The organism is Inquilinus limosus (genome assembly GCF_051487185.1).
GTDB lineage: Bacteria > Pseudomonadota > Alphaproteobacteria > DSM-16000 > Inquilinaceae > Inquilinus > Inquilinus limosus_F.
The window spans coordinates 121,467-143,244 of record NZ_JAHVDK010000001.1 but is presented as its reverse complement, the minus strand read 5'-3'; the positions used below and the strand labels follow the sequence as shown (position 1 = coordinate 143,244).

Below are 21,778 nucleotides of genomic sequence, written 5' to 3'. Positions count from 1 at the left end.
AACCCACGGAGCCTCTCCAGATGCCCATGTTGACCATCGGCGACACCTTCCCGGATTTCTCGCTCCAGGCCGTCGTCTCGACCAATCCGAAGGACGCCTTCACCCAGATCGACCGCGCCGCCAGCAAGGGCAAGTGGAAGGTCGTGTTCTTCTGGCCGAAGGACTTCACCTTCGTCTGCCCGACCGAGATCGCGGCGTTCGGCAAGCTGGCCGGCGACTTCGCCGACCGCGACGCCCTGGTCTACGGCGTCTCGACCGACAGCGAGTTCGTGCACCTGGCCTGGCGCCAGAACCACGCCGACCTGAAGGAGCTGCCGATCCCGATGCTGGCCGACATCCGCAAGGATCTCAGCCGCGCCCTCGGCATCCTCGAGAAGACCGAAGAGGTCTGCCTGCGCGCCACCTTCATCGTCGACCCGGACAACATCATCCGTTTCGTCTCGGTCAACGACATGTCGGTCGGCCGCAACCCGCAGGAGGTCCTGCGCGTGCTCGACGCGCTGCAGACCGACGAGCTCTGCCCGTGCAACTGGCAGAAGGGCGAGGAGACCCTGAAGGCCGCCTGATCGGCGCCTTCCTTCTGTGCGGCCGGTCCGACCCCGGACCGGCCGTCGCTTTGCCTGAACACCCGATACCCGCCGGAGCGACCCCCATGTCGATCGACACGCTGAAGGCCAGCCTTCCCGACTACGCCAAGGATCTGAAGCTCAACCTGTCCTCGGTCCTGACCCAGCCCGGCCCGACCGCGCAGCAGATCTGGGGCTCGGCCCTGGCCAGCGCCTATGCCTCGCGCAACGCCACCGTGATCAAGGCGATCGCGGCCGAGGCGGCGCAGCACCTGTCGCCCGAGGCGCAATCGGCGGCCAAGACCGCGGCCGCGATCATGGGCATGAACAACATCTACTACCGCTTCACCCACCTCGTGTCCGAGAAGGACTATGCGACCATGCCGGCGCGGCTGCGCATGAACGCGATCGCCAATCCGGGCATCGACCAGGTGGATTTCGAGCTCTATTCGCTGGCGGTCTCGGCGATCAACGGCTGTGGCATGTGCATGGACAGCCATGAGCAGGTCGTGGCGAAGAAGGGCGTGGGCAAGGACGTGGTGCAGGCGGTGATCCGTATCGCCGCGGTGATCCACGCCGTCGCCGCCACTCTCGACGCCGAGGAGAAGCTGGCCGCCTGACGGTCTCCGCTCCGGTAACATGCAAGGCCCGCCGTTCGGCGGGCCTTTTGCTATTCCGCCGCCAGCCGGTCGAGCGCGATGCGGCGTCGGCGGGTGGAGCGGTCGGCCAGCACCATCGGCATGCCGTCCGAGCAGGACTCGATCCGCGCCTCGACGCCGTAGACCCGGCGCAGCATCTCGGCGGTGACCACCGCGCGCGGCTCGCCGCAGGCGGCAACGCGGCCCTCCTGCAGCACCAGCACCCGGTCGGCGAAGCGCACCGCCTGGTTCAGGTCGTGCAGCGCGATCAGCACGCACAGGCCCCGGCTGCGCGCGAGGTCGCGGACCAGGCTCAGCACCTCGACCTGGCGCTGCAGGTCGAGCGCGCTGGTCGGTTCGTCCATCAGGAGGATGCGCGGGTCGCGCACCAGCGCCTGGGCGATCGAGACCAGCTGCTTCTGGCCGCCGCTCAGCTCGCCCAGGTTGCGCATGGCTAGGTCGTCGATCTCGAGCAGCGCCAGGGTGCGGGTGACGGCGTCGAGATCGGTGTCGTCCACCCGCCAGCCGGCGCTGCTCTTGCGCGCCAGCAGCACGGATTCGAGCACGGTCAGGACGGCGTTCACCGCCGTCTCCTGCGGCAGGTGGCAAGGCCGGTTCGGGTCGCCCTGGGCCCAGGCCGCGGCCGGGCGGCCGTCGATCAGCACTTCGCCCGGGCCGCCGATCAGCCCGGCGATACGCCGGAACAGGCTGGACTTGCCGACCGCGTTCGGGCCGATCACCGCCGTCACCTCGCCGCCCGACATCACTGGGGTGGTGATGCCGTGCAGCACCGCCCGGCGACCATAGGCGACCGAGACGTCGCGGAGCTCGAGGGTGACGGGGTTCATTGCCATGCCCGGCGCCGGCTGGTCAGGATCAGGCTGAAGAAGAAGGGCACGCCGACCAGCGCCGTGATCACCCCGATCGGGAAGATCACGCCCGGCACGATCGACTTCGACACGATCGAGGTGGCGGACAGCATCAGCGCCCCGGCCAGGGCCGAGGCCGGCAGGAAGAAGCGCTGGTCCTCGCCGATCAGCATGCGGGCGATATGCGGCCCGACCAGGCCGACGAAGCCGATGGTGCCGACGAAGGCGACCGGCACCGCCGCCAGCAGGCTGACAGCCAGGATCGTCTCCAGCCGCAGCCGGCGGACATCGATGCCGAAGCTGCGGGCCTTGTCCTCGCCCAGGCGCAGCGCCGTCAGCTGCCAGGCCCGGCGCGCCATCAGCGGCAGCAGGACGACGAGCACCACGGCAGTGACCGCGAGCTTGCCCCATGTCGCCTTGCCCAGGCTGCCCATGGTCCAGAACACCACGGCGGCCAGCGCCTGCTCCGACGCCACGTATTGCAGCAGCGACAAGAGGGCGTTGAAGGTGAAGACGATGGCGATGCCCAGCAGCACCACCGTCTCCATGGTCACGCCGCGCCGCTGGCTCAGCGCGTGCAGGCCCAGCGCGGCGGCCAGTGCCATCAGGAAGGCGTTGACCGGCACCATGAAGTCGGTCAGCGCCGGCACCAAGGCGACGCCGAGGACGATGGCCAGCGCCGCGCCGAAGCTGGCGGCGGCCGAGATGCCGAGGGTGAAGGGGTCGGCCAGCGGGTTGTTCAGCACCGTCTGCATCTGCGCGCCGGACACGGCCAGGGCGGCGCCGACCACCACCGCCATCAGCGCCACCGGCAGTCGGATGTCCCAGATCACCACCCGCAGCGTCGCCGGAACGTCCGATGGCGAGATGAGGGCCGACACCACCTCGCCGACGCCGTAGCGCGCCGGGCCGATGCCGATGTCGAGCACCATGCTGAACAGCAGCGCCGCGGCCAGGGCCGCCAGCAGCAGCAGCTTGCGCCGCGCCAGGCCGCGATAGGCGGCACGGCCGGCCCGCAGATGGGTGTCGATCGGAATCGCGACGGCGTGATCGGCCATGGTATGACTCTCAGCCCGCCGGGCTCAGCGAGACCCAGTAGCCCGGCTGGTACGGGATCGGCAGGAAGCGCTCGTGCAGGGTGCGGAACGTCGCTTCCGGGTCGAGGTCGGCGAAGAGATCCGGATGCAGCCATTTGGCGATCTGCTGCACCCCGACGAACTGGTACGGGCTGTCGTAGAACTGGTGCCAGATGGCGTGGACGCGCCCCCCGGCCACCGCCTTGACGCCGGTATAGGCCGGGCGCCGCACCAGCGCCGCCAGCCGCTGCTTCGCCGCCGCCTGGTCGGCGCCGGGGCCGAGGCCGACCCAGCCGCCGTCGGGCACGAACTGCGACCAGTTGGCGCCGGTGGCGATGACCACATCGGGGTTGGCGACCGTCACCTGTTCCGGGTTCAGCACGCCGAAGGTGCCGGGGATCAGGTCGGCGGCGATGTTGATGCCGCCCGCCATCCGCACCATGCGGCCGAAATTGTTGTCGCCGAAGGAGGCGCAGCATTCCGCGCCCCAGCCGGTGCCGGCGGCGCGCTCGATCATCACCTTGGGCTTCGGCGCGTCGGACTTGGCCAGCCGGTCCTGCACCAGGTCCATCTGCTGGCGGAAGAAGGCGATGAACTCCTCGGCCCGGTCCTGCCGGCCCAGAACCTCACCGAACAGCCGGACGCTGGGCTCGGTGTTGGTGAAGGGCTCGTCCCGGAAGTCGATGAAGACGGTGGCGATGCCGGCGCCTTCCAGCGTTTTGATCAGCCCGGATTCCTCGGCCGCCGGCTTCTGGCCCAGCAGCAGGAACAGCACGTCCGGCTTCAGCGCCAGCGCCTGCTCGGTGTTGAAGGTCCCCTCCTCGGGGTCGCCGATGTCGGGGATCACGTCGATGCCGGGGAACTTCGCCTGGTAGAGCCTGTAGGTGTCGAGGTCGGAGCGTTCGAACTCGTCCTTCCAGCCGGCGATGCGGCCGATCGGGTTCTCGCGGTCGAGCGCGGCGACGATGTAGATCTGCCGCCCCTCGCCGAGAAGGACGCGCTCGACATGCTTCGGCACCTCGACCGTGCGGCCGGCCAGGTCGGTGACCGTGATCTTGTCCTCCGCCGCCAGCGCCGTGCCGGCCCAGAGGCTGAGCGCCGCCACCGCCAGGACCCTCATCATCGAACCCATCGCCGCCCCCTTTTCCGAACGGGCGTTGGGTACCATGCAGGAACTGCGATTGCGAGTGCTTTTCAGTCTCGCAGAACCATGGCTGCTGCTGATCGCCGCTCTCTGGCATGCTTCTCGGGATCGCGCCGGAGTCGCCATGCTTCAGCTATCCCGCCCCCGCCTCGACCCGATCCATCTGCGCCAGGCGGTGCGCGGCGCCATCGCCGCCGTCGCCGCCTATGCCCTGGCCGAGGCCTTCGGGCTGCCGAAGGGCTATTGGTCGGTGCTGACGGCTGTGATCGTGATGCAGGCCACGCTCGGCGCCACGCTGAGCGCGACTATCGACCGGCTGCTCGGCACCATGCTCGGCGCCGCCGCCGGGGTGGTCGGGGCGGTGCTGTCCGGCCCCTCGGCGCTGCGCACCGGGGCGGTGCTGCTGCTGGTCATGCTGGTCACCGTCTACATCGCCGCCCGCCGGCCCAGCTTGCGGCTCGGCTCGGTCACGGCGGCGATCGTCATGCTGTCCGACCCGAGCCATGCTGATCCGCTCGGGGCCGCGTTCCAGCGGGTGGCCGAGATCGGCCTGGGCGCCGTGGTCGGGGTGCTCGCCGCCCTCCTGATCCTGCCGGCCCGGGCCGGCGATCATCTGCGCGGCACAGGCGCCGAGCTCCTCGGCCAATGCGCCGCTCTGCTGACCTTGATCGCCGGGCGGCTGGCTGGTTCGGGGGAAGATCCGACCGCGCTCAACCAGCGTATCCGGAAGCTGCTGCGCAAGGGCGACGGCCAGATCGACGAGGCGCGGCGGGAACGGCCCGGCGCGATCCCCGACCATCTCGACCCCGCGCCGATCATCCGCACGATCCGCCGCCTCTGGCACAGCGAGATCATTCTGGTCCGCGCCGCCCAGACCCCACTCTCGGCACCGCTCCAGGCCGCACTGGGGGCGACGCTCGACCAGGCGGTGACGGCGGCGAAGAAGCGGATGACGACCCTGGCCGCGGCGCTTGAGGCCAGGGCGGCGCCGGGCGACGGCACCGCGCTCGACCAGGCCGTCGCGGCGCTGCAGAGCAGCGTCGACGCCCTGCGGGGGACCGGCGGCGAAGGGCTGGACGGGCGTGAATTCGGCCAGGCCTTCGCCATCGCCTTCACCTTCGCCCAAATCCGCGACAATCTCGCCGATCTGGCCGAAAGGCTGCGCGAGCAGGCGGGGGAAGCGGGGCCGGCGGCTGCCGGGGCCTGAGATCGGGTTGCACGCTGCGCCGCCTTGGCCCAGAACAGGACGGCTCGAGGAGGACGTCCGCCATGACCGCATCCGGCATCCACGCCATCCTCTACGCCTTCTTCGACGCGGAGGAGCGGCTCGACCGCGCCGCCATGCGCCGGCAGACGGAAGCCTGCCTGGAGGCCGGGGTTGCCGGCGTCGCCGCGCTCGGTCTCGCCACCGAGGTGGCGAAGCTGAGCATCGAGGAACGCCGGACGGTGATGGAATGGGTGGCGGAGGATGTCGGCGGCCGGGTGCCGGTCGGCTTCACCATCTTCGGCCCGTCGGTGGCGGAGCAGGTCGCCATGATCCGCGCGGCGGAGGCGGCCGGGGCCGACTGGCTGATCCTGCAGCCGCCCGCGGCCGGCAGCTACGGCGGCGGCGAGTATCTCGACTTCTTCGGCCGGGTGATGGACGCGACGGCGCTGCCGGTGGCGATCCAGAACGCGCCGCAATATCTCGGCCGGGGCCTGGCCGCCGACGACATCGCCCGGCTGATGCGGCGCCACGCCAACATGACCCTGATCAAGGCGGAAGGTTCGGCGGTCGAGGTCGAACGGCTGATCGCCGCGACCGAGGGAAAGCTACGGGTGTTCAACGGCCGCGGCGGGCTGGAGATGATCGACAGCCTGCGGGCCGGCTGCAGCGGCTTCCTCCTGGCGCCGGACGCGGTCGATCATGCGGTGGCGGTGCAGCGGCTGCACGAGGCCGGGGACGAGGCGGGCGCCGCCGCAGCCTATGCCCGGGTCGCGCCGTCGATCGTCTTCGTCATGCAGTCGATCGAGACGCTGATCTGCTACGGCAAGCGCCTCGTCGCCGCCCGGCTCGGCCTCGCCGTGCATGATCGGGCGCCGGCCCTGCGCCCGACCGATTTCGGGCTCGACCTGGTGGCGCGCCATGCCGCGGCGCTGGGGCCCTTTGGCCTCCGGGCCTGACGCTCAGTTCCGCAGAACGTTCGACAGCTCGCGCATCTGGGTGCGGGCGCGCAGCAGGAAGAAGCCCTGCACCGCCAGGTGGTTCGGCTGGAACATGGCGTCGGGGCGGCCGTTCATCACCGCCAGCGGCCGCAGCTCCGCCGCCTCGCGCAGGTTGTCGACCATCTCGTTCCAGATCCTGGTCGCGCCGGACTGGGAGATCACCCCCTGGAAATCCTGGCCCAGCGCCCGCAGCACCAGGAAATAGGCATAGAGCCGGCCCTTGGTGGCGTAGAAGATGTCGTCGGCCTGGGTGTCGATCAGCCAGCCGCGGCTGGCCTCGATATGGTCGGCGATCACCGAGGATTGCGACCCGAGATCGGCGGCGAAGCGGTCGATCGTCTGCAGCAGGTTGTCGGCCCGCCGCTCGAAGGGCGCGGTGCCGGTGGCGACCCGCTCGTTGTACCGGCGCAGCGCCTGGGCGGCGGCGCGGTACTGCGATTCCGACGACGCGGTCGGCGCCCAGGAGGTGCTGAGGTCGAACAGCCAGATCGTGCCGGGATAGCGCAAGAGGCCGGTGGCGCGGTCGAGATCCGGGTCCATCTGGGACGAGCCGCGCGAGCGGCCGAGCTGGTCGCCCATCTCCGCGGTGAAGCGCGACAGGGCGTAAATGATGCCCTGCTGGTAGTTCGGCATGTTGTCCAGCAGCCAGCCGGGCAGAAAGAACGGGTCGTTGGCGGTCCAGCGATGGGTGCCGCCGGTCTCACGCTCGATCAGGGCGACGGCGACGTCCACCGCCCGGCTGCCGTTGGCGACCGGCGCGGCCACGGCGAAGTCCGGGTCGTCGTCGATCGCGTGCACGATGAAGGCGCCGACCGCCATATAGAGCACGAACAGCAGCAGGAGCCCGCCGATGCCCCAGGCCAGGGCGCGGGACCAGCGCCGGGCGCCGGCCGGGGGTGGCGGCACGGCTTCGGCGGGCGCGCCGCGCCGGAACAGGCCGCGCAGCCGCGCCCCCCAGCCGCGCCGGGGCGGCGGCGGATCGGCGGCGAGGTCCTCCTGGAAAGTGTCGTCCGGCCGTTCGCTCACCTGCTCCCCCGCCTTCGTGGTCTCGGGGACAGAATGGCGGTGGCGGCGATTCGGTGCCAGCCCCGCGTCAGCCGCGCGGCACCACGTAGATCATGACGCCGGCGAAGTGCAGGGCGCTGCCGGCCAGCGTGAACAGGTGCCAGACCATATGGTTGAAGGGCAGCCTTTCCCAGACATAGAACGCGACGCCGGCGGTGTAGGCGAGGCCGCCGGCCACGATCCAGCCGACCGCGGCGCCGCCGAGCGACGACCAGACCGGGCCGATGGCGACCAAGATCAGCCAGCCCATGCCGAGATAGAGCGGCAGCGCGACATGCCGGCCGTAGCGGCGCCAGGTCAGGCGCAGCGCCACGCCGGTGACGGCCAGGGCCCAGATCACCGCGAAGAGGGCCCAGCCCCAGGTGCCGCGCAGGCCGAGCAGCAGGAACGGCGTATAGGTGCCGGCGATCAGCAGGTAGATCGAGGCATGGTCGAGCAGGTTGCAGATATGCTTGAACCGGGCCGTGCGCGCCGCATGCAGCAGGGTTGACGACACATAGGTCAGGACCAGCGTCGCGCCGTAGATCGCCAGGCTGACGATCTCGAGCGCACCGCCATTGAGGCTGGCGAGAACCAGGAGCACCACCAGCCCGGCCAGGGCGAAGACGGCGCCGACGCCGTGGGTGACCGCGTTGGCGATCTCCTCGGCCAGGGTCTCGGTATGAGCGACGATCCCTTCGGTCATGGGATCAGCTTAGCATCCGATCCGACCGGCGCCATGCGGCGAGATCATCCATGAGACGCATCGATCGTCATGGCGGGCCCTCGCCCCACGGCAGGCTGCCGAACAAACCAAAACAAGAGCCATGATTGACGATAAAAGAATCTAATTTTGAGCAATATTGAATAGATCTCCATCTACCGCTTTCTGTTCCGTCAAATCCGCTTGTCAAATTTCGTTTCATTTGTAATGGTGAAATCCAGATTCGAATCTGTGGATCGGCATTTCGCCGCCAGATCCATAGATTTCGGTGTTTCCGAGATCGAATAGTCCACGGGAGGCGAACGTGCATCCATGCCTACGTCGATCGTGCAGCATGTCCTTCGTGAGTTCGCCCGCATCCCGTTGAGAACGCTCGTCCATCCCGGCACTGGCATCGGCTCTTCGCCCCCCTTCCCCGTCACGGCGAGGAGCGGAGCGGGGTGGCCATCCAGGGGCCGGTGCGAGCCGCCCTGGATGGCCACGCCCCTTCGGGGCTCGCCATGACGGTTCAATGGCCTCAACACCGAATGTTGGCACCTGCCAAAACGAACCCAGTCAACAAGGAGCCGATCGTGGGGGAATATGAAACGATAAGTTTATCGGAGCGTGTGCGGCAGAAGACACTTCGATATTCAAAGCAGATGGCGCTGGCGCTAGCCCTCGCGATATCCGGAGCGAGCCTGGCCCACTCGCAGGATCTGGCGACACGGGCCAATCAAACGGCCTATGGCGGCCAGATCGGCATCCCTCTCAAGCGAGGCGACTTCGTCTATCTTCCGGCCGGATCCACCATAACGGCATGGGACTACCGGAATCCGGAGGCGCCCCGGCTGGCCGGCGACACGCGCCGGCAGCCGCTCGCCGGCGTCATCACCGCGATCGCGTCCCGCGGCCGATATCTCTACGCGAGCTGGCGACGACAAGACGGCACCTCCGGCCTGGCCATCTATTCCCTCCTCGATCCGGGGCGACCAAGGCTGGTCGACGGCGGCACCCTTCGGAAAAGCGCATCGCCCGAGACCATCACGGCGATCTCGATCGATGGGGATTTTCTCTATGCGTTCGACAGCGAAAGAGGCCTTATCGTCCACTCCCTGGCCGATCCGCTCTACCCCAAAGCCATCAGAGTGGTCGAGGGCGGCCCCGCCGATGTGGTCGGCATGGCCGGCAACCGCATCTTCACGGCTGGCCGGACGTTCCTGGGCGACACCCTGCTGCAGGTTTTCGACAACAGCCGAAAGAATTTTCCCAAGAAGGTGGCCAGTGAAAATCTGGACGGGTTCGATAATTTCCGCCTCCAGTTCTCCTGGCCGCTCGCGGTAGGATTTGGGTTGAGTGTCAATCTGTATTACCTGCCGCCGTGGGGAGGCCCGCCGCTGCTGTGGGGGAGCGCGGCGCCGGGGGAAGCTCTCTTCAACGGCTTCATCGCCGGCGACAAGGCCTACGGCTTCGGGGCTTCCGGCGTCAGCGCCTGGAGCCTGCGCCTGCCGATCCGCCGGGTCGGCCGCGCCGACTTCGACAATGCCTTCGCCGCGGAAACGACCACCGTGCAGGGCCAATGGGGATGGGTGGCCACCACCACCGATCAGCTGGCTCTCTTCGACACGGGCAGGACGGCATCCCCACGCCTGGCCAGCGTCGTCGACACCATCGGCGGCGCCGATGTCAGGGACGCGGCCCTCATCGACCGCAACCTGATCCTGCTCCAGAACGTCTATGGGCTGAGCTCGGCGAACGACGATGATCTCATACCGACGGGAAAGTTCTACGCCGACTTGCCGAAAGCCAAGCAGGCCCGCGCCTTCGAGGACATGTCGGTCGATGGCAGGCGGGCCTATCTGGCAGCCTGGGGCTATGGGCTGATTGTCGTTGACCTCAGCAATCCGTCGTCCCCGCGCGAACTGGGGCGCCTACCCGCCGAATTCTCCTCCGCGATCTCGGGGAAAGGCCGGCATGTCTATCTCGGCACAGCCACGAACGGGGGCTCGGTGACGTCCGTCGATGTGTCGAACCCTGCCCGTCCGGTCGTGCGGGATTCGATTCCGGTGGACACCCGTGTCGAGCGGCTGCAGTTGGCCGGAACGCTGCTCTTTGCGGCCACCGCGCCGGACGCCGCAGGCGGTCCTCCGGGGGGACTGCGCATCTTTAATGTCAGCAACCCCTCGCAGATCGACGAGATCGGACGCTACACCGACGATTGCGCGTTCTCGAGCGACCTGGCCCTCAGCGACGACGCCAGGACCATCCATCTGCGATGCTCAACCGGCCTCCACATCCTGGATGTGAGCCAGCCGAGCCGGCCGGTCCGCGTCGGGTTCTACGCGGCCGGCCAGGGTGGTCCGGCGATCGCACTCGGCTCCGGGACGGTGTTCGTCGCGGCAGACGGTGATGTCGAGGAGATCGATGTCCGCAACCCGCGCCAGCCGACCCTGCTGAACCGATATCACCTTCCGGCCGAGGCCCGCCGGCTGCGGGTGATGCCGGGCCGCCGCCTGTTCGTGTTCACAGGGACGGGAGGCCTGCACATTCTCAGGCTCTAGCGAGACCTTTTCACAGAGCGCATCCCTCGTCGTCATTGCGAGGAGGCGAAGCCGACGAAGCAATCCAGGGGCCGGTGCGTGCTGCCCCTGGATTGCTTCGCTGCGCTCGCAATGACGATGTTCGGAATTCCGAAGAGCTCTCTCTAGCGGGCCGCTCGAGATCAGGCGCGCCAGAACGGCTTGCGGACCTCCGACTCGACGTCGCCATGGCTCAGGCCGACATCGGCCAGGATGTGATCGTCGAGGGTGGACAGGTGGCGGCGCTGCCGGTCACGGTCCTGCCACTCCAGCACCCGGTCGATCAGGCGCAGGACCAAGCCCCCGCCGGCGGCGGCGTTGCGGGACGTGGTGAGCGAGAATCCGGTGGTGGACATGGCGGTTCTCCTTGCTTCCAGAGGCGGCCGCCCCGTGGCAGGGCGACCTCCCTTGCCTTGATAGTTGCGCCTTCGTTCTCGCTTCGACAAACGAGGCTTTCTCGTGCTATGGCTTAGAAATTCTATCGCTCCGACCGGCCCGATCCGATGGCGCGCCGCCTGCCACCGTTGAACGCCCTTCGCGCCTTCGAGGCCGCCGCCCGCCATCTCAGCTTCGTCGACGCGGCCGACGAGCTCGCGGTCACGCCCGCCGCGGTCAGCCATCAGGTCAAGGCGCTGGAGGCGTATCTCGGCCTCGCCCTGTTCCAGCGCCTGGCGCGCGGTCTGGCGTTGACCGAGCAAGGCCGGACCCTGGCGCCGCAGCTGACCCGCGGCTTCGACCGCCTGGCCGAGGCGGTGGCGCGGGTCCGGGCCGATGGCGGCCAGACCGTGCTGTCGGTCACGGTGCTGCCCTCCTTCGCCGTGCGCTGGCTGCTGCCGCGGTTGGGTGAGTTCCGGCGGCTCAACCCGGGCATCGAGATCGAGGTCCGGGCCCAGCACCAGGCCGTGGATTTCCGGCGCGAACGGGTCGACATCGCCCTGCGCTACGGCCGCGGCGGCTGGCCCGGCCTCTATGTCGAGCGCTTCCTTGGCGACGAGGTGTTCCCGGTGTGCAGTCCGAAGCTGCTGCATGACGGGCCGAATCCGCTGCGCCGGCCGGAGGATCTGCGCCACCACACCCTGATCCACGACGTACTGACCGGGGACGACGAACCCTGGGTCACCTGGCAGCAATGGCTGCTGCATTTCGGGCTCGACGATGTCGACCCCCGGCGCGGGCCGCGCTACAGCGACAGCCACATGATGCTGCAGGCCGCCGCGGCGGGCGAAGGGGTGGCCATCGGCCGCAGCTCGATCATGGCCGACGACCTGACCAGTGGCCGGCTAGTCCGGCCGTTCCCGGACAGCCAGGTGGCTGACTACGCCTATCACTTCCTGTGCCGGACCGATGCGATCGACCGCCCGGCCGTCCGCGCCTTCCGCGACTGGCTGGTGGCCACGGCCGCTGGTTGAGGGCCTTCGGCGAGGGGCTGGTCCCGGCCGATGATCCACACGGCGCCGAAAGCACGATCGCCGCGATCGTGCGGCCGCCCGGTTTCAGTGAAGAATTGTTTTGACCGTTTGGTCAGCTTTTCCACATCCTCCCGCTCATGCCTCGGGCGTCCAGACCCTCGCGGCGCTGGCGCCCCATGCGCATGGCAGATATGTTCTGACTCTTGGTTCGACAGGGAGCGTCTTCCAACAATGAAAAAGCTTCTTTCCGCCCTCGCCCTCTCCACGGCGCTCGTGGCCGGGGCTGCGTTCGCCGAGGAGGTGAAGCCGGCAGTGGTCTTCGACATGGGCGGCAAGTTCGACCGCTCCTTCAACGAAGGCATCTACAACGGCTCGAAGAAGTGGTCCGACGAGTCCGGCATCAAGATCGCCGAGTTCGAGGTCACCAACGAATCCCAGCGCGAGCAGGCGCTGCGCCGCATGGCCGAGAACGGCGCCAATGTCGTGATCGCCGTCGGCTTCGCCCAGGCGCCGGCGCTGGAGATCGTGGCCGAGGAGTTCCCGGACGTGAAGTTCGCGATCATCGACGCGGTGGTCGAGAAGCCGAACGTCCAGTCGATCGTGTTCAAGGAGCAGGAGGGCTCCTTCCTGGTCGGCGTGCTGGCGGCGCTGGCCTCGAAGACCGGCACGGTCGGCTTCGTCGGCGGCATGGACATCCCGCTGATCCGCGCCTTCGGCTGCGGCTACGTCCAGGGCGCGCATTACGCCAATTCCAGCATCAAGGTGCTGCAGAACATGACCGGCACCACCCCGGCCGCCTGGAACGACCCGACCAAGGGCGGCGAACTGGCGCGGAGCCAGTTCGACCGCGGCGCCGACGTGGTCTATGCCGCGGCGGGCGCGACCGGCCTCGGCGTGCTGCAGGCCGCGGCCGATGCCAAGAAGCTGTCGATCGGCGTCGACAGCAACCAGAACCACCTGCATCCGGGCTCGGTCCTGACCTCGATGCTGAAGCGCGTCGACGTCGCCGCCTACGATGTCTTCAAGACCGCACAGGACGGCAGCTGGAAGCCGGGCGTGAAGGTGCTCGGCCTCAAGGAGGAGGGCGTGGGCTGGGCGCTGGACGACAACAACGCCAAGCTGATCACGCCGGAGATGAAGCAGAAGGTCGACGCCGCGGCGAAGGGCATCATCGACGGCTCGATCCAGGTGGTGGACTACCGCACCAACAACTCCTGCCCGCTGTGACGGCGGCGCCAGAGCGCAGATGGACAATGACGGCGTGACCCGCGCCGCGGTGGCCGGCGGTTCCCTTGCGGGGGGACCGCCGGCCATCGAATTGCGCGGCATCAACAAGAGCTTCGGCCCGGTCCGGGCCAACCAGGACGTCTCGCTGACGATCGCCCCCGGCACGATCCACGGGATCATCGGCGAGAACGGCGCCGGCAAGTCGACCCTGATGTCGATCCTGTACGGCTTCTACGAGGCCGACAGCGGGGAGATCCTGGTCAACGGCCGGCCGCAGCGCATCACCTCCTCCAGCGACGCGATCGCGGCCGGCATCGGCATGGTGCACCAGCACTTCATGCTGGTCGAACCCTTCACCGTGCTGGAGAACGTGATCCTGGGCGCCGAAGGCGGTGCCCTCTTGGCCGGCGGCAAGGCCCGGGCGCGGGCGGAGCTGCAGCGGCTGGAGCGCGAATACAGCCTCGAGGTGCCGGTCGACGCCGTGGTCGGCGACCTGCCGGTCGGGCTGCAGCAGCGGGTCGAGATCCTGAAGGCGCTGTACCGCGGTGCCGACATCCTGATCCTGGACGAGCCGACCGGCGTGCTGACGCCGCAGGAAGCCGACCACCTGTTCCGCATCCTCGCGGCGCTGCGGGCCCAGGGCAAGACTGTGATCCTGATCACCCACAAGCTGCGCGAGATCATGGCGATCACCGACGCGGTGACGGTGATGCGGCAGGGCCGCGTCGTCGCCAATGTCGCCACCCGCGACACCAGCCGCGAACAGCTGGCCGAGCTGATGGTCGGCCGCAAGGTGCTGCTGCGCGTCGACAAGACCCCGGCGCGGCCGGCCGAGACGCTGCTGGAGGTGCACGGCCTCGACGTCGTCGACGGCCAGGGTGTGCGCCGGGTCAAGGACGTGTCCTTCGCCCTGCGCGCCGGCGAGATCGTCGGCATCGCCGGCGTGTCCGGCAACGGCCAGTCGGAGCTGCTGGCCGCGCTGGCCGGCATGGTGCGGCCGGCCAAGGGCGACATCGTGGTCGGCGGCACCGCGCTCTCGACCCTGCCGCATGTCGACGCCAGGACGCTGCGCGGCCTCGGCGTCGGCCATGTGCCTGAGGACCGGCACCGCGAGGGGCTGGTCACCGCCTTCACCGCCGCCGAATGCTCGATCCTCGGCCATCACGACGACCCGGCCTATAACGGCGCGGTGATGACCGACGGCCGTAAGGTTGTGGCGCATTGCGAGCGGCTGATGCGCGACTACGACGTCCGGCCGCCCAACCCGCATCTCAAGGCGGGCAATTTCTCCGGCGGCAACCAGCAGAAGATCATCGTCGGCCGCGAGGTCGAGCGCGACCCGCAGGTGCTGCTGGTCGGCCAGCCGACCCGCGGCGTCGACATCGGCGCGATCGAGGCGATCCACCGCCGCCTGGTGGCGCTGCGCGACAGCGGCAAGGCGATCCTGCTGGTGTCGGTCGAGCTCGACGAGATCCGCTCGCTGGCCGACCGCATCCTGGTGATGTTCGACGGCATGATCGTCGGCGAGGTCGCGGCCGACGGCGCCAGCGAGCAGTCGCTGGGCCTGATGATGGCCGGCGTCCAGCAGGAGGCGGCGGAATGAGCTATGTGGTCTCCTCCAGCAGCCGGCGCGTGCCTTCCGGATCGGCGGCGATCACCTTCAGCAGGGCCATGCCGGCTTCGTCCGGCACGCGCCGTCGCTGTTCCCAGTTCCTCACCGTCGCCAGAGGAAGGCCGTACCGCCTGGCGAATTCTGGCTGGGACAACCCCAGCGCGCGCCGCAGCGCCTTGACGCGGAATGCGGGTGCGGCAGCGCGGCGCGAGATCATGAAGATCCGCCGGACCTGCGGCAGCGTCAGATCAGGGGCGGCGTCCGGATCCGCCGCGATGCGGGCGGCGATTTCATCATCCGTCATGGCGTCGATCGCCGCCCAGTCGGTCGGCGCCGGCGCATATGGAACCTCGCTGCCGTCGTCTCGAAGCACGACAAAGGATCCATCGGGTTTGCTGCGGACCATGTCAGCCATAGCGCCTGACCTCCCGGCTGTTGGCCTTGCGAAGCGAAATGATGCGGCGCCTCTCGCTGCGCTCGGTATAGACGCAGACGAAAAGCCGTCCCTCGACATAGCCGTAAGCGATCCGTCTCTGTTCGGCATAGTCGCGACGGAGATCGAGCCGATCGACGCTCAGGTTCGCGAACAGCGATACCGCCCGCGCCAGCGATACGCCGTGCTTTTCGACATTGATGGCGTCCTTGCGGGGATCGAACTCGATCTGCATTGCAAAGATAGTACGCCATTGGCGCACCTTCAACAATCCAGCCTGCGGCGCGAGAACGCGCACCCCATGCGAGGTATGGAATGAGCGCCCTCGGCCGTCCGGCCGCGGTGCCGCGCTGGGTGTCGATCGGGCTGATCCCGGCGGTCAACCTGGTCCTCGCCTTCATCGCCGCCGGGCTGGTGGTGCTGGTGATCTATTGGGGTCAGTACGCCGACGGCACGCTGGCCGGGGCGGATTATTTCTACACCCCGGTGCGCGCGGCGGGGCTGCTGCTGAAGGGCGCCTTCGGCAGCTTCCCGAACTGGAGCTACACGCTCTACTACACCACCAACTTCATCTTCGCCGGCCTGGCCGTGGCGGTCGCCTTCCATGCCGGGCTGTTCAACATCGGCGCCGAGGGCCAGGCCTATGTCGCCGGGCTCGGGGTCGGCCTCGTCTGCCTCTATCTCGACTTCCTGCCCTTCATCCTGGTGCTGCCGCTGGCGATCGTCGCCGCGGCCCTGTTCGGCGCCGCCTGGGCCTTCATCCCGGCCTATCTCCAGGCCAAGCGAGGCAGCCACATCGTCATCACGACGATCATGTTCAACTTCATCGCCTCGTCGCTGATGGTCTATCTGATGGTCCATGTGCTGATCGCGCCGGGCCAGCAGTCGCCGGAGAGCCGGGCCTTCGCCGCCGGTACCGTGCTGCCGACCATCAGCGAGGTCCTGTCCTGGTTCGGGATCCGGATGCGGCGGCTGCCGCTGAACCTGTCCTTCCTGTGGGCGCTCGCCTGCTGCGTCTTCGTCTGGATCTTCGTCTGGCGCACCCGCTGGGGCTATGCCCTGCGGACCGTCGGGCTGAATCCCCGCGCCGCGGTCTATGGCGGCATCTCGGTCGCCGGCATCATCATCCTGGCGATGTGCATCTCGGGCGCGCTCGCCGGCTTCATCGCGCTGAACGAGATCATGGGGGTGCAGCGGCGCATCCTGCTGAACTTCGTCGCCGGCGCCGGCTTCGTCGGCATCGCCGTGTCGCTGATGGGCCGCAACCATCCCTTCGGCATCATCTTCGCGGCGCTGCTGTTCGGCGCCCTCTACCAGGGCGGGGCCGAGCTGAACTTCGACATGCCGGAGATCACGCGCTGGATGGTGGTGGTGATCCAGGGGCTGGTGATCCTGTTCGCCGGCGCGCTGGAGAACATGTTCCGGCCGCGGATCGAGGCGCTGTTCCGGCGCCGCGAGCCGGCGCTGCAGGCGGCGCGGGGAACCGGCTCATGACCCTGCTCGACATCGTCGCCCTGCTCGACGCTATGATCCGCACCTCGACGCCGCTGGTGCTGGCGGCGCTCGCCGGCCTCTTCGCCGAACGGGCCGGGCTGGTCGACATCGGGCTCGAGGGCAAGATGCTGGCCGCCGCCTTCGCCTCGGCCGCCACCGCGGCCTATGCCGGGTCGGCCTGGGCCGGGCTCGGCATGGGCGTGGTGGTCTCGGTCGTGCTGGCCCTGCTGCACGGCTACGCCTCGATCACCCATCGCGGCAACCAGGTGGTCTCCGGCCTCGCCATCAACATCCTGGCCTCGGGCCTGACGGTCACGCTTGGCATCGCCTGGTACCAGCGCGGCGGCCAGACCCCGCCGCTGGAGGGCGACGCCCGGTTCCAGCAGATCGCGCTGCCGCTGGCCGATACGCTGCGCGACGTGCCGGTGATCGGACCAATCTGGTCCGAGCTGGTCTCCGGCCATTCGATCCTGGTCTATGTCGCCTTCCTGGCCGTGCCGCTGGTGGCCTGGATCGTCTACCGCACCCGCTTCGGCCTGCGGCTGCGCGCGGTCGGCGAGAACCCGGCGGCGGTGGACACCGCCGGCATCTCGGTCGTCAGGCTGCGCTACCGGGCGATCGCCCTCACCGGCGTGCTCTGCGGTTTCGCCGGCACCTATCTGTCGGTGGCGCAGAATGCCTCCTTCGGCCCGGAGATGACGGCCGGCAAGGGCTATCTCGCCCTCGCCGCCCTGATCTTCGCCAAGTGGAAGCCGTGGCCGGTGATGTTCACCTGCCTGCTCTTCGGCCTCCTGGAGGCGATCGAGGCGCGGCTGCAGGGCACCGTCATCCCCGGCATCGGCGAGATCCCGGTGCAGTTCATCCAGGCGCTGCCCTATATCCTGACGGTGGTCCTGCTCGCCGGCTTCATCGGCCGGGCGACCGCACCGAAGGCGAGCGGCATCCCCTACGTCAAGGAACGCTGAGCCATGAGCGACCCCGGCTTCGAGGCGCTGTTCCAGGCTGCGAGCGGGGCCCGCGCCCGCGCCCATGTGCCCTATTCGCATTTCCCGGTCGGCGCCGCGATCCGCACGCAGGATGGCCGCATCCATGCCGGCTGCAATGTCGAGAACGCCGCCTATCCACAGAGCCAATGCGCCGAGGCGACGGCGATCGGCGTCATGGTCGCGGCAGGCGACAAGGCGATCGCCGAGATCGTGGTGATCGGCGGCGACGCTGGCGATGCGCTGCTGTGCACGCCCTGCGGCGGCTGCCGCCAGCGCATCCGGGAGTTCGCCCGCGGCGACACGAAGATCCATGTCTGCGGGCCGGAGGGGCTGCGCATGACCACGACGCTCGACGCCCTGCTGCCCCATTCCTTCGGGCCGGAGAATCTGCAGGACTGACGCCGCAGAACGGCTCTGGCGTCCGACCCGATCCCGTCCTAGTAAGAACCAACCGTGTCCAAACGGATTCGCCCGAGGGTCGCCATGTCCGAGACCGCTGCCGTGCCGGCCGAGGGCCGCTGACATGACGCTGCTGCCGCAGGAGATCATCCGCCGCAAGCGCGACGGGGCCACGCTCGACGACGCCGAGATCGAGGCGATGGTGCGCGGCGCGGTCGACGGCAGCGTCACCGACGCCCAGATCGCCGCGTTCGCCATGGCCATTTTCTTCCGCGGCATGACGATGCCGGAGCGGGTGGCCTTCACTCGCGCCATGGCGCGGTCCGGCCGGGTGTTGGACTGGTCGGCGGCCAATCTGCCCGGCCCGGTGCTGGACAAGCATTCGACCGGCGGCATCGGCGATAAGACCAGCCTGATCCTGGCCCCGATCGTCGCCGCCTGCGGCGGCTTCGTGCCGATGATCTCCGGCCGCGGCCTGGGCCATACCGGCGGCACGCTGGACAAGATGGATTCGATCCCGGGCTATGTCAGCCAGCCGGAGACATATGTGCTGGACCGGGTGGTGCGGTCGGCCGGCTGCGCCGTGGTCGGCGCCACCCGCGACATCGCCCCGGCCGACCGCCGCATCTACGCCATCCGCGACACCACCGGCACGGTCGAGTCGATCGACCTGATCACCGCCTCGATCCTGTCGAAGAAGATGGCGGCCGGGCTGGGCGGGCTGGTGATGGACGTCAAGTTCGGCACCGGCGCCTTCATGAGCGACATCGGCGATGCCCGCGCCCTGGCGCGGTCGATCGTCGACGTCGCCAATGGCGGTGGCCTGCCGACGGTCGCGCTGCTGACCGACATGAACCAGCCGCTGGGCCGCACCGCCGGCAATGCGGTCGAGGTGCGCGAGGCGATCGACCTGCTGACCGGCGGGCCGAAGGATGCGCGGCTGTGGGAGGTGACAGCCCGGCTGACCGCGGAGCTGCTGGTGATCGGCGGCCTCGCCGCCGATGCCGAGGCGGCGCGGATCAAGGTCGAGCACGCCTTGGCCAGCGGCGCCGCGGCCGAGCGCTTCGCCCGAATGGTCCGGGATCTGGGCGGGCCGGCCGACATCCTGGAGAAGGCCGACGACCATCTGTCGGCGGCGCCGGTGGTGCGGCCAATCGCGGCGGAGCGCGACGGCGTCGTCGCCGCGGTCGATGCCCGGGCGATCGGCGTCGCCATCGTCGCCCTGGGCGGCGGGCGCACCAAGCCGGAAGACGGCATCGATCACGCCGTCGGCCTGACCGAGATCGCCGCCATTGGCGAATCCGTCGGTCCGAAGGGCCGACCTCTCGCGCTGCTGCACGCCTGCGACGAGGCCGCGGCGGACCAGGCCGCGGCCGCGATCCGCGCCGCAGTCACGGTGGCCGAGGCCGCGCCGGCCCAGCCGCCGCTGGTGGCCGAGCGGATCGCCTGAGCCATGGGCACGCAAGCCGCCACCGGGCCGCAGGCGAGGCAATCGCCGGCGCAGGGCATCGCCCTCTATGCCGGCGGCGTCTTCGTGCTGTGCGTCATGGATGCCATGATCAAATGGCTGTCGGCGGACTATCCGATCGCCCAGATCGTGTTCTTTCGCGCCACCATCGGGCTGATACCGACGCTGGTGATGCTGTATCGGCCGCCGGGGCTGGAGGCGCTGCGGACCCGGCGGGTCGGGGCGCATCTGCTGCGCGGCCTGGTCGGCCTCGTCGGCACCTTCGGCTTCTTCTGGGCCTTCGCGGTGATGCCGCTGGCCGACGCCTACGCCATCGGCTTCGCCGCGCCGATGTTCATCACCGCCATGTCGGTGCCGATCCTGGGCGAAAGGGTCGGCCTCAAGCGCTGGCTGGCTGTGCTGGTCGGCTTCGCCGGGGTGCTGATCATGATCCGGCCGGGCGGCGAGGGCGCCTTCGGCGGCGGCGCCGCCATCGCCCTGGTCGCCACCGCGGCCTACGCCCTGTCGATGGTGCTGATCCGTCTCTACAGCCGCACCGAGACCAACGCCGCGATGATCTTCTACGCCACCCTGGTGATCATCGTCGTCGCCGGGGTGCAGATGCCCTTCGTCTGGGTGACGCCCAGCTGGACCGATGCCGGGCTGCTCACGCTGCTCGGCCTGCTCGGCGGCATCGGCACGATCATGATGGCCCAGGCCTATCGCGTGGCCACGCCGTCGATCGTGGTGCCCTTCGAATACACCGGCATGATCTGGGGCGTGGCGCTCGGCTTCATGATCTGGGGCGACATGCCCGATCTCTGGATCTGGGTCGGCTCGGCGATCGTTGTCGCCAGCGGCCTCTACATCCTGCACCGCGAGACGCGGAGCCGGGCCCCCTCGCCGCCGGCCGGAACAGGGGTCCCGGCATCATGATGGAGGCTGCAGCGATGCTGCCGAAGGCGGAGCTTCACCTGCATCTGGAAGGGGCGGCCGGCCCGGACCTGGTCCGCCGCCTGGCAGACCGGCACGGCATGACCCTGCCGGCGGAGCTGTTCAACGCCAGGGGCGAGTTCGCCTGGACCACCTTCCTGCACTTTCTCAAGGTCTACGACCTGGCCAGCACGGTGATCCGCACTGACCAGGACTACCGCGACGTCACTTACGAATACCTCAAGGCCTGCGCCGCCGAGGGCGCGATCTATGTCGAGCTGATGTCCTCGCCCGACCATGCCGCGGCCGCCGGCCTGTCCTATCAGGGCCATCTCGACGGCATCGTCCAGGGCATCGAGGATGCGCGGGCCGAGACCGGCATCGAATCCCGCATCATCGTCACCTGCGTCCGCCATCTGGGGGCGGAGCGCGGGGTCGAGGTGGCGAGGCTGGCGGCGAAGCATCCACATCCGCTGGTCACCGGCTTCGGCATGGGCGGCGACGAGGCCGGCTTTCCGCCGCGCCTGTTCGCCCAGGCCTTCCGCATCGCCCATGAGGAGGCCGGCCTGGCCTGCAACGTCCATGCCGGCGAGGCGGCGGGGCCGGAGAGCGTCTGGGCGGCGCTGCGCCTGCCGGTCGCACGCATCGGCCACGGCGTTCGCTCGATCGAGGACCCGACCCTGGTGCGGGAACTGGCCGACCGCGGCGTGGTGCTGGAGGTGTGCCCGACCAGCAACGTCGCCACCAAGGTCTATCCGGACTACCGCGCCCATCCGCTGCGCCGGCTGATGGAGGCCGGGGTGAAGGTGACGCTGAACAGCGACGACCCGCCCTATTTCGGCACCACCATCGGCCGGGAATACGAGGTGGCGGAGCGGCATTTCGGCCTGGACGAAGCGGCGCTGCGGCAAGTGACCCGCACCGCGCTGCAAGCCGCCTTCGTCGACGAACCCACCCGGGCCCGGCTATTGTCGCGGCTCGATTCCTGATCCATCCGGAAGAAGAGAGAGGATT

The 21,778-nt window shown here is 69.1% G+C and carries 22 protein-coding genes; 14 read left to right on the top strand and 8 right to left on the bottom strand.

What is annotated here, in order from left to right:
- Positions 1–20: 20 nt before the first annotated feature.
- A complete protein-coding gene (locus KXR53_RS00730; RefSeq protein WP_437372416.1) occupies positions 21–566 on the top strand; it encodes a peroxiredoxin in 546 nt (181 codons plus the stop codon).
- A gap of 86 nt (positions 567–652) precedes the next feature.
- Complete coding sequence (locus tag KXR53_RS00725; RefSeq protein WP_437372414.1) at positions 653–1,186, top strand: carboxymuconolactone decarboxylase family protein; 534 nt, start codon at positions 653–655, stop codon at positions 1,184–1,186.
- 50 nt (positions 1,187–1,236) lie between these two features.
- Here the strand turns inward: KXR53_RS00725 and KXR53_RS00720 are convergent, their stop codons facing one another.
- From KXR53_RS00720 to KXR53_RS00710, 3 genes are read right to left on the bottom strand one after another with little or no spacing between them, the layout of a single operon-like run.
- The gene (locus KXR53_RS00720) at positions 1,237–2,058 is read right to left on the bottom strand and encodes an ABC transporter ATP-binding protein (protein ID WP_437372412.1); all 822 of its coding nucleotides are present in this window, start codon (positions 2,056–2,058) and stop codon (positions 1,237–1,239) included.
- Positions 2,049–3,131, bottom strand: coding sequence for a FecCD family ABC transporter permease (locus KXR53_RS00715; protein ID WP_437372411.1), 1,083 nt, complete (start codon positions 3,129–3,131; stop codon positions 2,049–2,051). The genes KXR53_RS00720 and KXR53_RS00715 overlap by 10 nt, the downstream gene beginning before the upstream one ends.
- 10 nt (positions 3,132–3,141) lie before the next feature.
- On the bottom strand, positions 3,142–4,272 hold the full coding sequence (locus tag KXR53_RS00710) for an ABC transporter substrate-binding protein (protein WP_437372409.1): 1,131 nt from the start codon (positions 4,270–4,272) through the stop codon (positions 3,142–3,144).
- Positions 4,273–4,417: 145 nt separating this feature from the next.
- Here KXR53_RS00710 and KXR53_RS00705 point away from each other — a divergent pair, with 145 nt between their 5' ends.
- Together KXR53_RS00705 and KXR53_RS00700 are read left to right on the top strand one after the other, a co-directional pair.
- The gene (locus tag KXR53_RS00705; RefSeq protein ID WP_437372407.1) at positions 4,418–5,500 is read left to right on the top strand and encodes an FUSC family protein; all 1,083 of its coding nucleotides are present in this window, start codon (positions 4,418–4,420) and stop codon (positions 5,498–5,500) included.
- 62 nt (positions 5,501–5,562) lie between these two features.
- The gene (locus KXR53_RS00700; RefSeq protein ID WP_437372405.1) at positions 5,563–6,456 is read left to right on the top strand and encodes a dihydrodipicolinate synthase family protein; all 894 of its coding nucleotides are present in this window, start codon (positions 5,563–5,565) and stop codon (positions 6,454–6,456) included.
- A gap of 3 nt (positions 6,457–6,459) precedes the next feature.
- Here KXR53_RS00700 and KXR53_RS00695 read toward each other — a convergent pair whose 3' ends face one another.
- Both KXR53_RS00695 and trhA read right to left on the bottom strand, forming a co-directional pair.
- A complete protein-coding gene (locus KXR53_RS00695) occupies positions 6,460–7,524 on the bottom strand; it encodes a DUF2333 family protein (protein WP_437372403.1) in 1,065 nt (354 codons plus the stop codon).
- 67 nt (positions 7,525–7,591) lie between these two features.
- Positions 7,592–8,248, bottom strand: coding sequence for a PAQR family membrane homeostasis protein TrhA (gene trhA, locus KXR53_RS00690; protein ID WP_437372401.1), 657 nt, complete (start codon positions 8,246–8,248; stop codon positions 7,592–7,594).
- Positions 8,249–8,706: 458 nt separating this feature from the next.
- Between trhA and KXR53_RS00685 the strand changes: the two genes are divergently transcribed.
- Positions 8,707–10,806, top strand: a complete 2,100-nt coding sequence (locus KXR53_RS00685) for a hypothetical protein (protein WP_437372400.1) — start codon at positions 8,707–8,709, stop codon at positions 10,804–10,806.
- A gap of 161 nt (positions 10,807–10,967) precedes the next feature.
- Here KXR53_RS00685 and KXR53_RS00680 read toward each other — a convergent pair whose 3' ends face one another.
- Entirely contained in the window at positions 10,968–11,180 is a 213-nt protein-coding gene (locus tag KXR53_RS00680) for a DUF1127 domain-containing protein (RefSeq protein ID WP_437372398.1), read from the bottom strand.
- A gap of 147 nt (positions 11,181–11,327) precedes the next feature.
- Here KXR53_RS00680 and KXR53_RS00675 point away from each other — a divergent pair, with 147 nt between their 5' ends.
- The 3 genes from KXR53_RS00675 (at position 11,328) to KXR53_RS00665 (ending at position 15,063) form a co-directional block, all read left to right on the top strand.
- Positions 11,328–12,233: a transcriptional regulator GcvA gene (locus tag KXR53_RS00675; protein WP_437372397.1), complete on the top strand. Its 906-nt coding sequence runs from the start codon at positions 11,328–11,330 to the stop codon at positions 12,231–12,233.
- Positions 12,234–12,464: 231 nt separating this feature from the next.
- On the top strand, positions 12,465–13,460 hold the full coding sequence (locus tag KXR53_RS00670) for a BMP family lipoprotein (protein WP_437372395.1): 996 nt from the start codon (positions 12,465–12,467) through the stop codon (positions 13,458–13,460).
- A 19-nt stretch (positions 13,461–13,479) separates the two neighbouring features.
- Entirely contained in the window at positions 13,480–15,063 is a 1,584-nt protein-coding gene (locus tag KXR53_RS00665; RefSeq protein WP_437372393.1) for an ABC transporter ATP-binding protein, read from the top strand.
- 1 nt (position 15,064) lies between these two features.
- Here KXR53_RS00665 and KXR53_RS00660 read toward each other — a convergent pair whose 3' ends face one another.
- Together KXR53_RS00660 and KXR53_RS00655 are read right to left on the bottom strand one after the other, a co-directional pair.
- Positions 15,065–15,487 carry a helix-turn-helix domain-containing protein gene (locus tag KXR53_RS00660; protein ID WP_437372392.1) on the bottom strand — a complete coding sequence of 141 codons (423 nt, stop codon included), beginning with the start codon at positions 15,485–15,487 and terminating at the stop codon, positions 15,065–15,067.
- A complete protein-coding gene (locus KXR53_RS00655; protein ID WP_437372829.1) occupies positions 15,480–15,767 on the bottom strand; it encodes a BrnT family toxin in 288 nt (95 codons plus the stop codon). The genes KXR53_RS00660 and KXR53_RS00655 overlap by 8 nt, the downstream gene beginning before the upstream one ends.
- A gap of 53 nt (positions 15,768–15,820) precedes the next feature.
- Here KXR53_RS00655 and KXR53_RS00650 point away from each other — a divergent pair, with 53 nt between their 5' ends.
- From KXR53_RS00650 to KXR53_RS00625, 6 genes are all read left to right on the top strand, one after another.
- The gene (locus KXR53_RS00650; RefSeq protein ID WP_437372390.1) at positions 15,821–16,999 is read left to right on the top strand and encodes an ABC transporter permease; all 1,179 of its coding nucleotides are present in this window, start codon (positions 15,821–15,823) and stop codon (positions 16,997–16,999) included.
- The gene (locus tag KXR53_RS00645; RefSeq protein ID WP_437372389.1) at positions 16,996–17,964 is read left to right on the top strand and encodes an ABC transporter permease; all 969 of its coding nucleotides are present in this window, start codon (positions 16,996–16,998) and stop codon (positions 17,962–17,964) included. The genes KXR53_RS00650 and KXR53_RS00645 overlap by 4 nt, the downstream gene beginning before the upstream one ends.
- Before the next feature lie 3 nt (positions 17,965–17,967).
- Complete coding sequence (locus tag KXR53_RS00640; RefSeq protein WP_437372387.1) at positions 17,968–18,384, top strand: cytidine deaminase; 417 nt, start codon at positions 17,968–17,970, stop codon at positions 18,382–18,384.
- Between the two features lie 124 nt (positions 18,385–18,508).
- Positions 18,509–19,834 (top strand): thymidine phosphorylase, encoded by a 1,326-nt coding sequence (gene deoA / locus KXR53_RS00635; RefSeq protein WP_437372385.1) that lies wholly within the window; start codon positions 18,509–18,511, stop codon positions 19,832–19,834.
- A gap of 3 nt (positions 19,835–19,837) precedes the next feature.
- Positions 19,838–20,767 carry a DMT family transporter gene (locus tag KXR53_RS00630; RefSeq protein ID WP_437372383.1) on the top strand — a complete coding sequence of 310 codons (930 nt, stop codon included), beginning with the start codon at positions 19,838–19,840 and terminating at the stop codon, positions 20,765–20,767.
- Positions 20,764–21,753 (top strand): adenosine deaminase, encoded by a 990-nt coding sequence (locus KXR53_RS00625; protein WP_437372381.1) that lies wholly within the window; start codon positions 20,764–20,766, stop codon positions 21,751–21,753. The genes KXR53_RS00630 and KXR53_RS00625 overlap by 4 nt, the downstream gene beginning before the upstream one ends.
- The last annotated feature ends 25 nt before the right edge of the window (positions 21,754–21,778 follow it).

Bases quoted from the DNA above. Each gene is read 5' to 3' on its own strand.
- KXR53_RS00665 (WP_437372393.1), top strand. From the start codon at position 13,480: ATGGACAATGACGGCGTGACCCGCGCCGCGGTGGCCGGCGGTTCCCTT.
- trhA (WP_437372401.1), bottom strand. From the start codon at position 8,248: ATGACCGAAGGGATCGTCGCTCATACCGAGACCCTGGCCGAGGAGATC.
- KXR53_RS00730 (WP_437372416.1), top strand. From the start codon at position 21: ATGCCCATGTTGACCATCGGCGACACCTTCCCGGATTTCTCGCTCCAG.
- KXR53_RS00715 (WP_437372411.1), bottom strand. From the start codon at position 3,131: ATGGCCGATCACGCCGTCGCGATTCCGATCGACACCCATCTGCGGGCC.
- KXR53_RS00650 (WP_437372390.1), top strand. From the start codon at position 15,821: ATGAGCGCCCTCGGCCGTCCGGCCGCGGTGCCGCGCTGGGTGTCGATC.
- KXR53_RS00710 (WP_437372409.1), bottom strand. From the start codon at position 4,272: ATGATGAGGGTCCTGGCGGTGGCGGCGCTCAGCCTCTGGGCCGGCACG.
- KXR53_RS00640 (WP_437372387.1), top strand. From the start codon at position 17,968: ATGAGCGACCCCGGCTTCGAGGCGCTGTTCCAGGCTGCGAGCGGGGCC.
- KXR53_RS00680 (WP_437372398.1), bottom strand. From the start codon at position 11,180: ATGTCCACCACCGGATTCTCGCTCACCACGTCCCGCAACGCCGCCGCC.
- KXR53_RS00720 (WP_437372412.1), bottom strand. From the start codon at position 2,058: ATGGCAATGAACCCCGTCACCCTCGAGCTCCGCGACGTCTCGGTCGCC.
- KXR53_RS00700 (WP_437372405.1), top strand. From the start codon at position 5,563: ATGACCGCATCCGGCATCCACGCCATCCTCTACGCCTTCTTCGACGCG.
- KXR53_RS00725 (WP_437372414.1), top strand. From the start codon at position 653: ATGTCGATCGACACGCTGAAGGCCAGCCTTCCCGACTACGCCAAGGAT.
- KXR53_RS00625 (WP_437372381.1), top strand. From the start codon at position 20,764: ATGATGGAGGCTGCAGCGATGCTGCCGAAGGCGGAGCTTCACCTGCAT.
- KXR53_RS00660 (WP_437372392.1), bottom strand. From the start codon at position 15,487: ATGGCTGACATGGTCCGCAGCAAACCCGATGGATCCTTTGTCGTGCTT.
- KXR53_RS00675 (WP_437372397.1), top strand. From the start codon at position 11,328: ATGGCGCGCCGCCTGCCACCGTTGAACGCCCTTCGCGCCTTCGAGGCC.
- deoA (WP_437372385.1), top strand. From the start codon at position 18,509: ATGACGCTGCTGCCGCAGGAGATCATCCGCCGCAAGCGCGACGGGGCC.
- KXR53_RS00670 (WP_437372395.1), top strand. From the start codon at position 12,465: ATGAAAAAGCTTCTTTCCGCCCTCGCCCTCTCCACGGCGCTCGTGGCC.
- KXR53_RS00705 (WP_437372407.1), top strand. From the start codon at position 4,418: ATGCTTCAGCTATCCCGCCCCCGCCTCGACCCGATCCATCTGCGCCAG.
- KXR53_RS00630 (WP_437372383.1), top strand. From the start codon at position 19,838: ATGGGCACGCAAGCCGCCACCGGGCCGCAGGCGAGGCAATCGCCGGCG.
- KXR53_RS00645 (WP_437372389.1), top strand. From the start codon at position 16,996: ATGACCCTGCTCGACATCGTCGCCCTGCTCGACGCTATGATCCGCACC.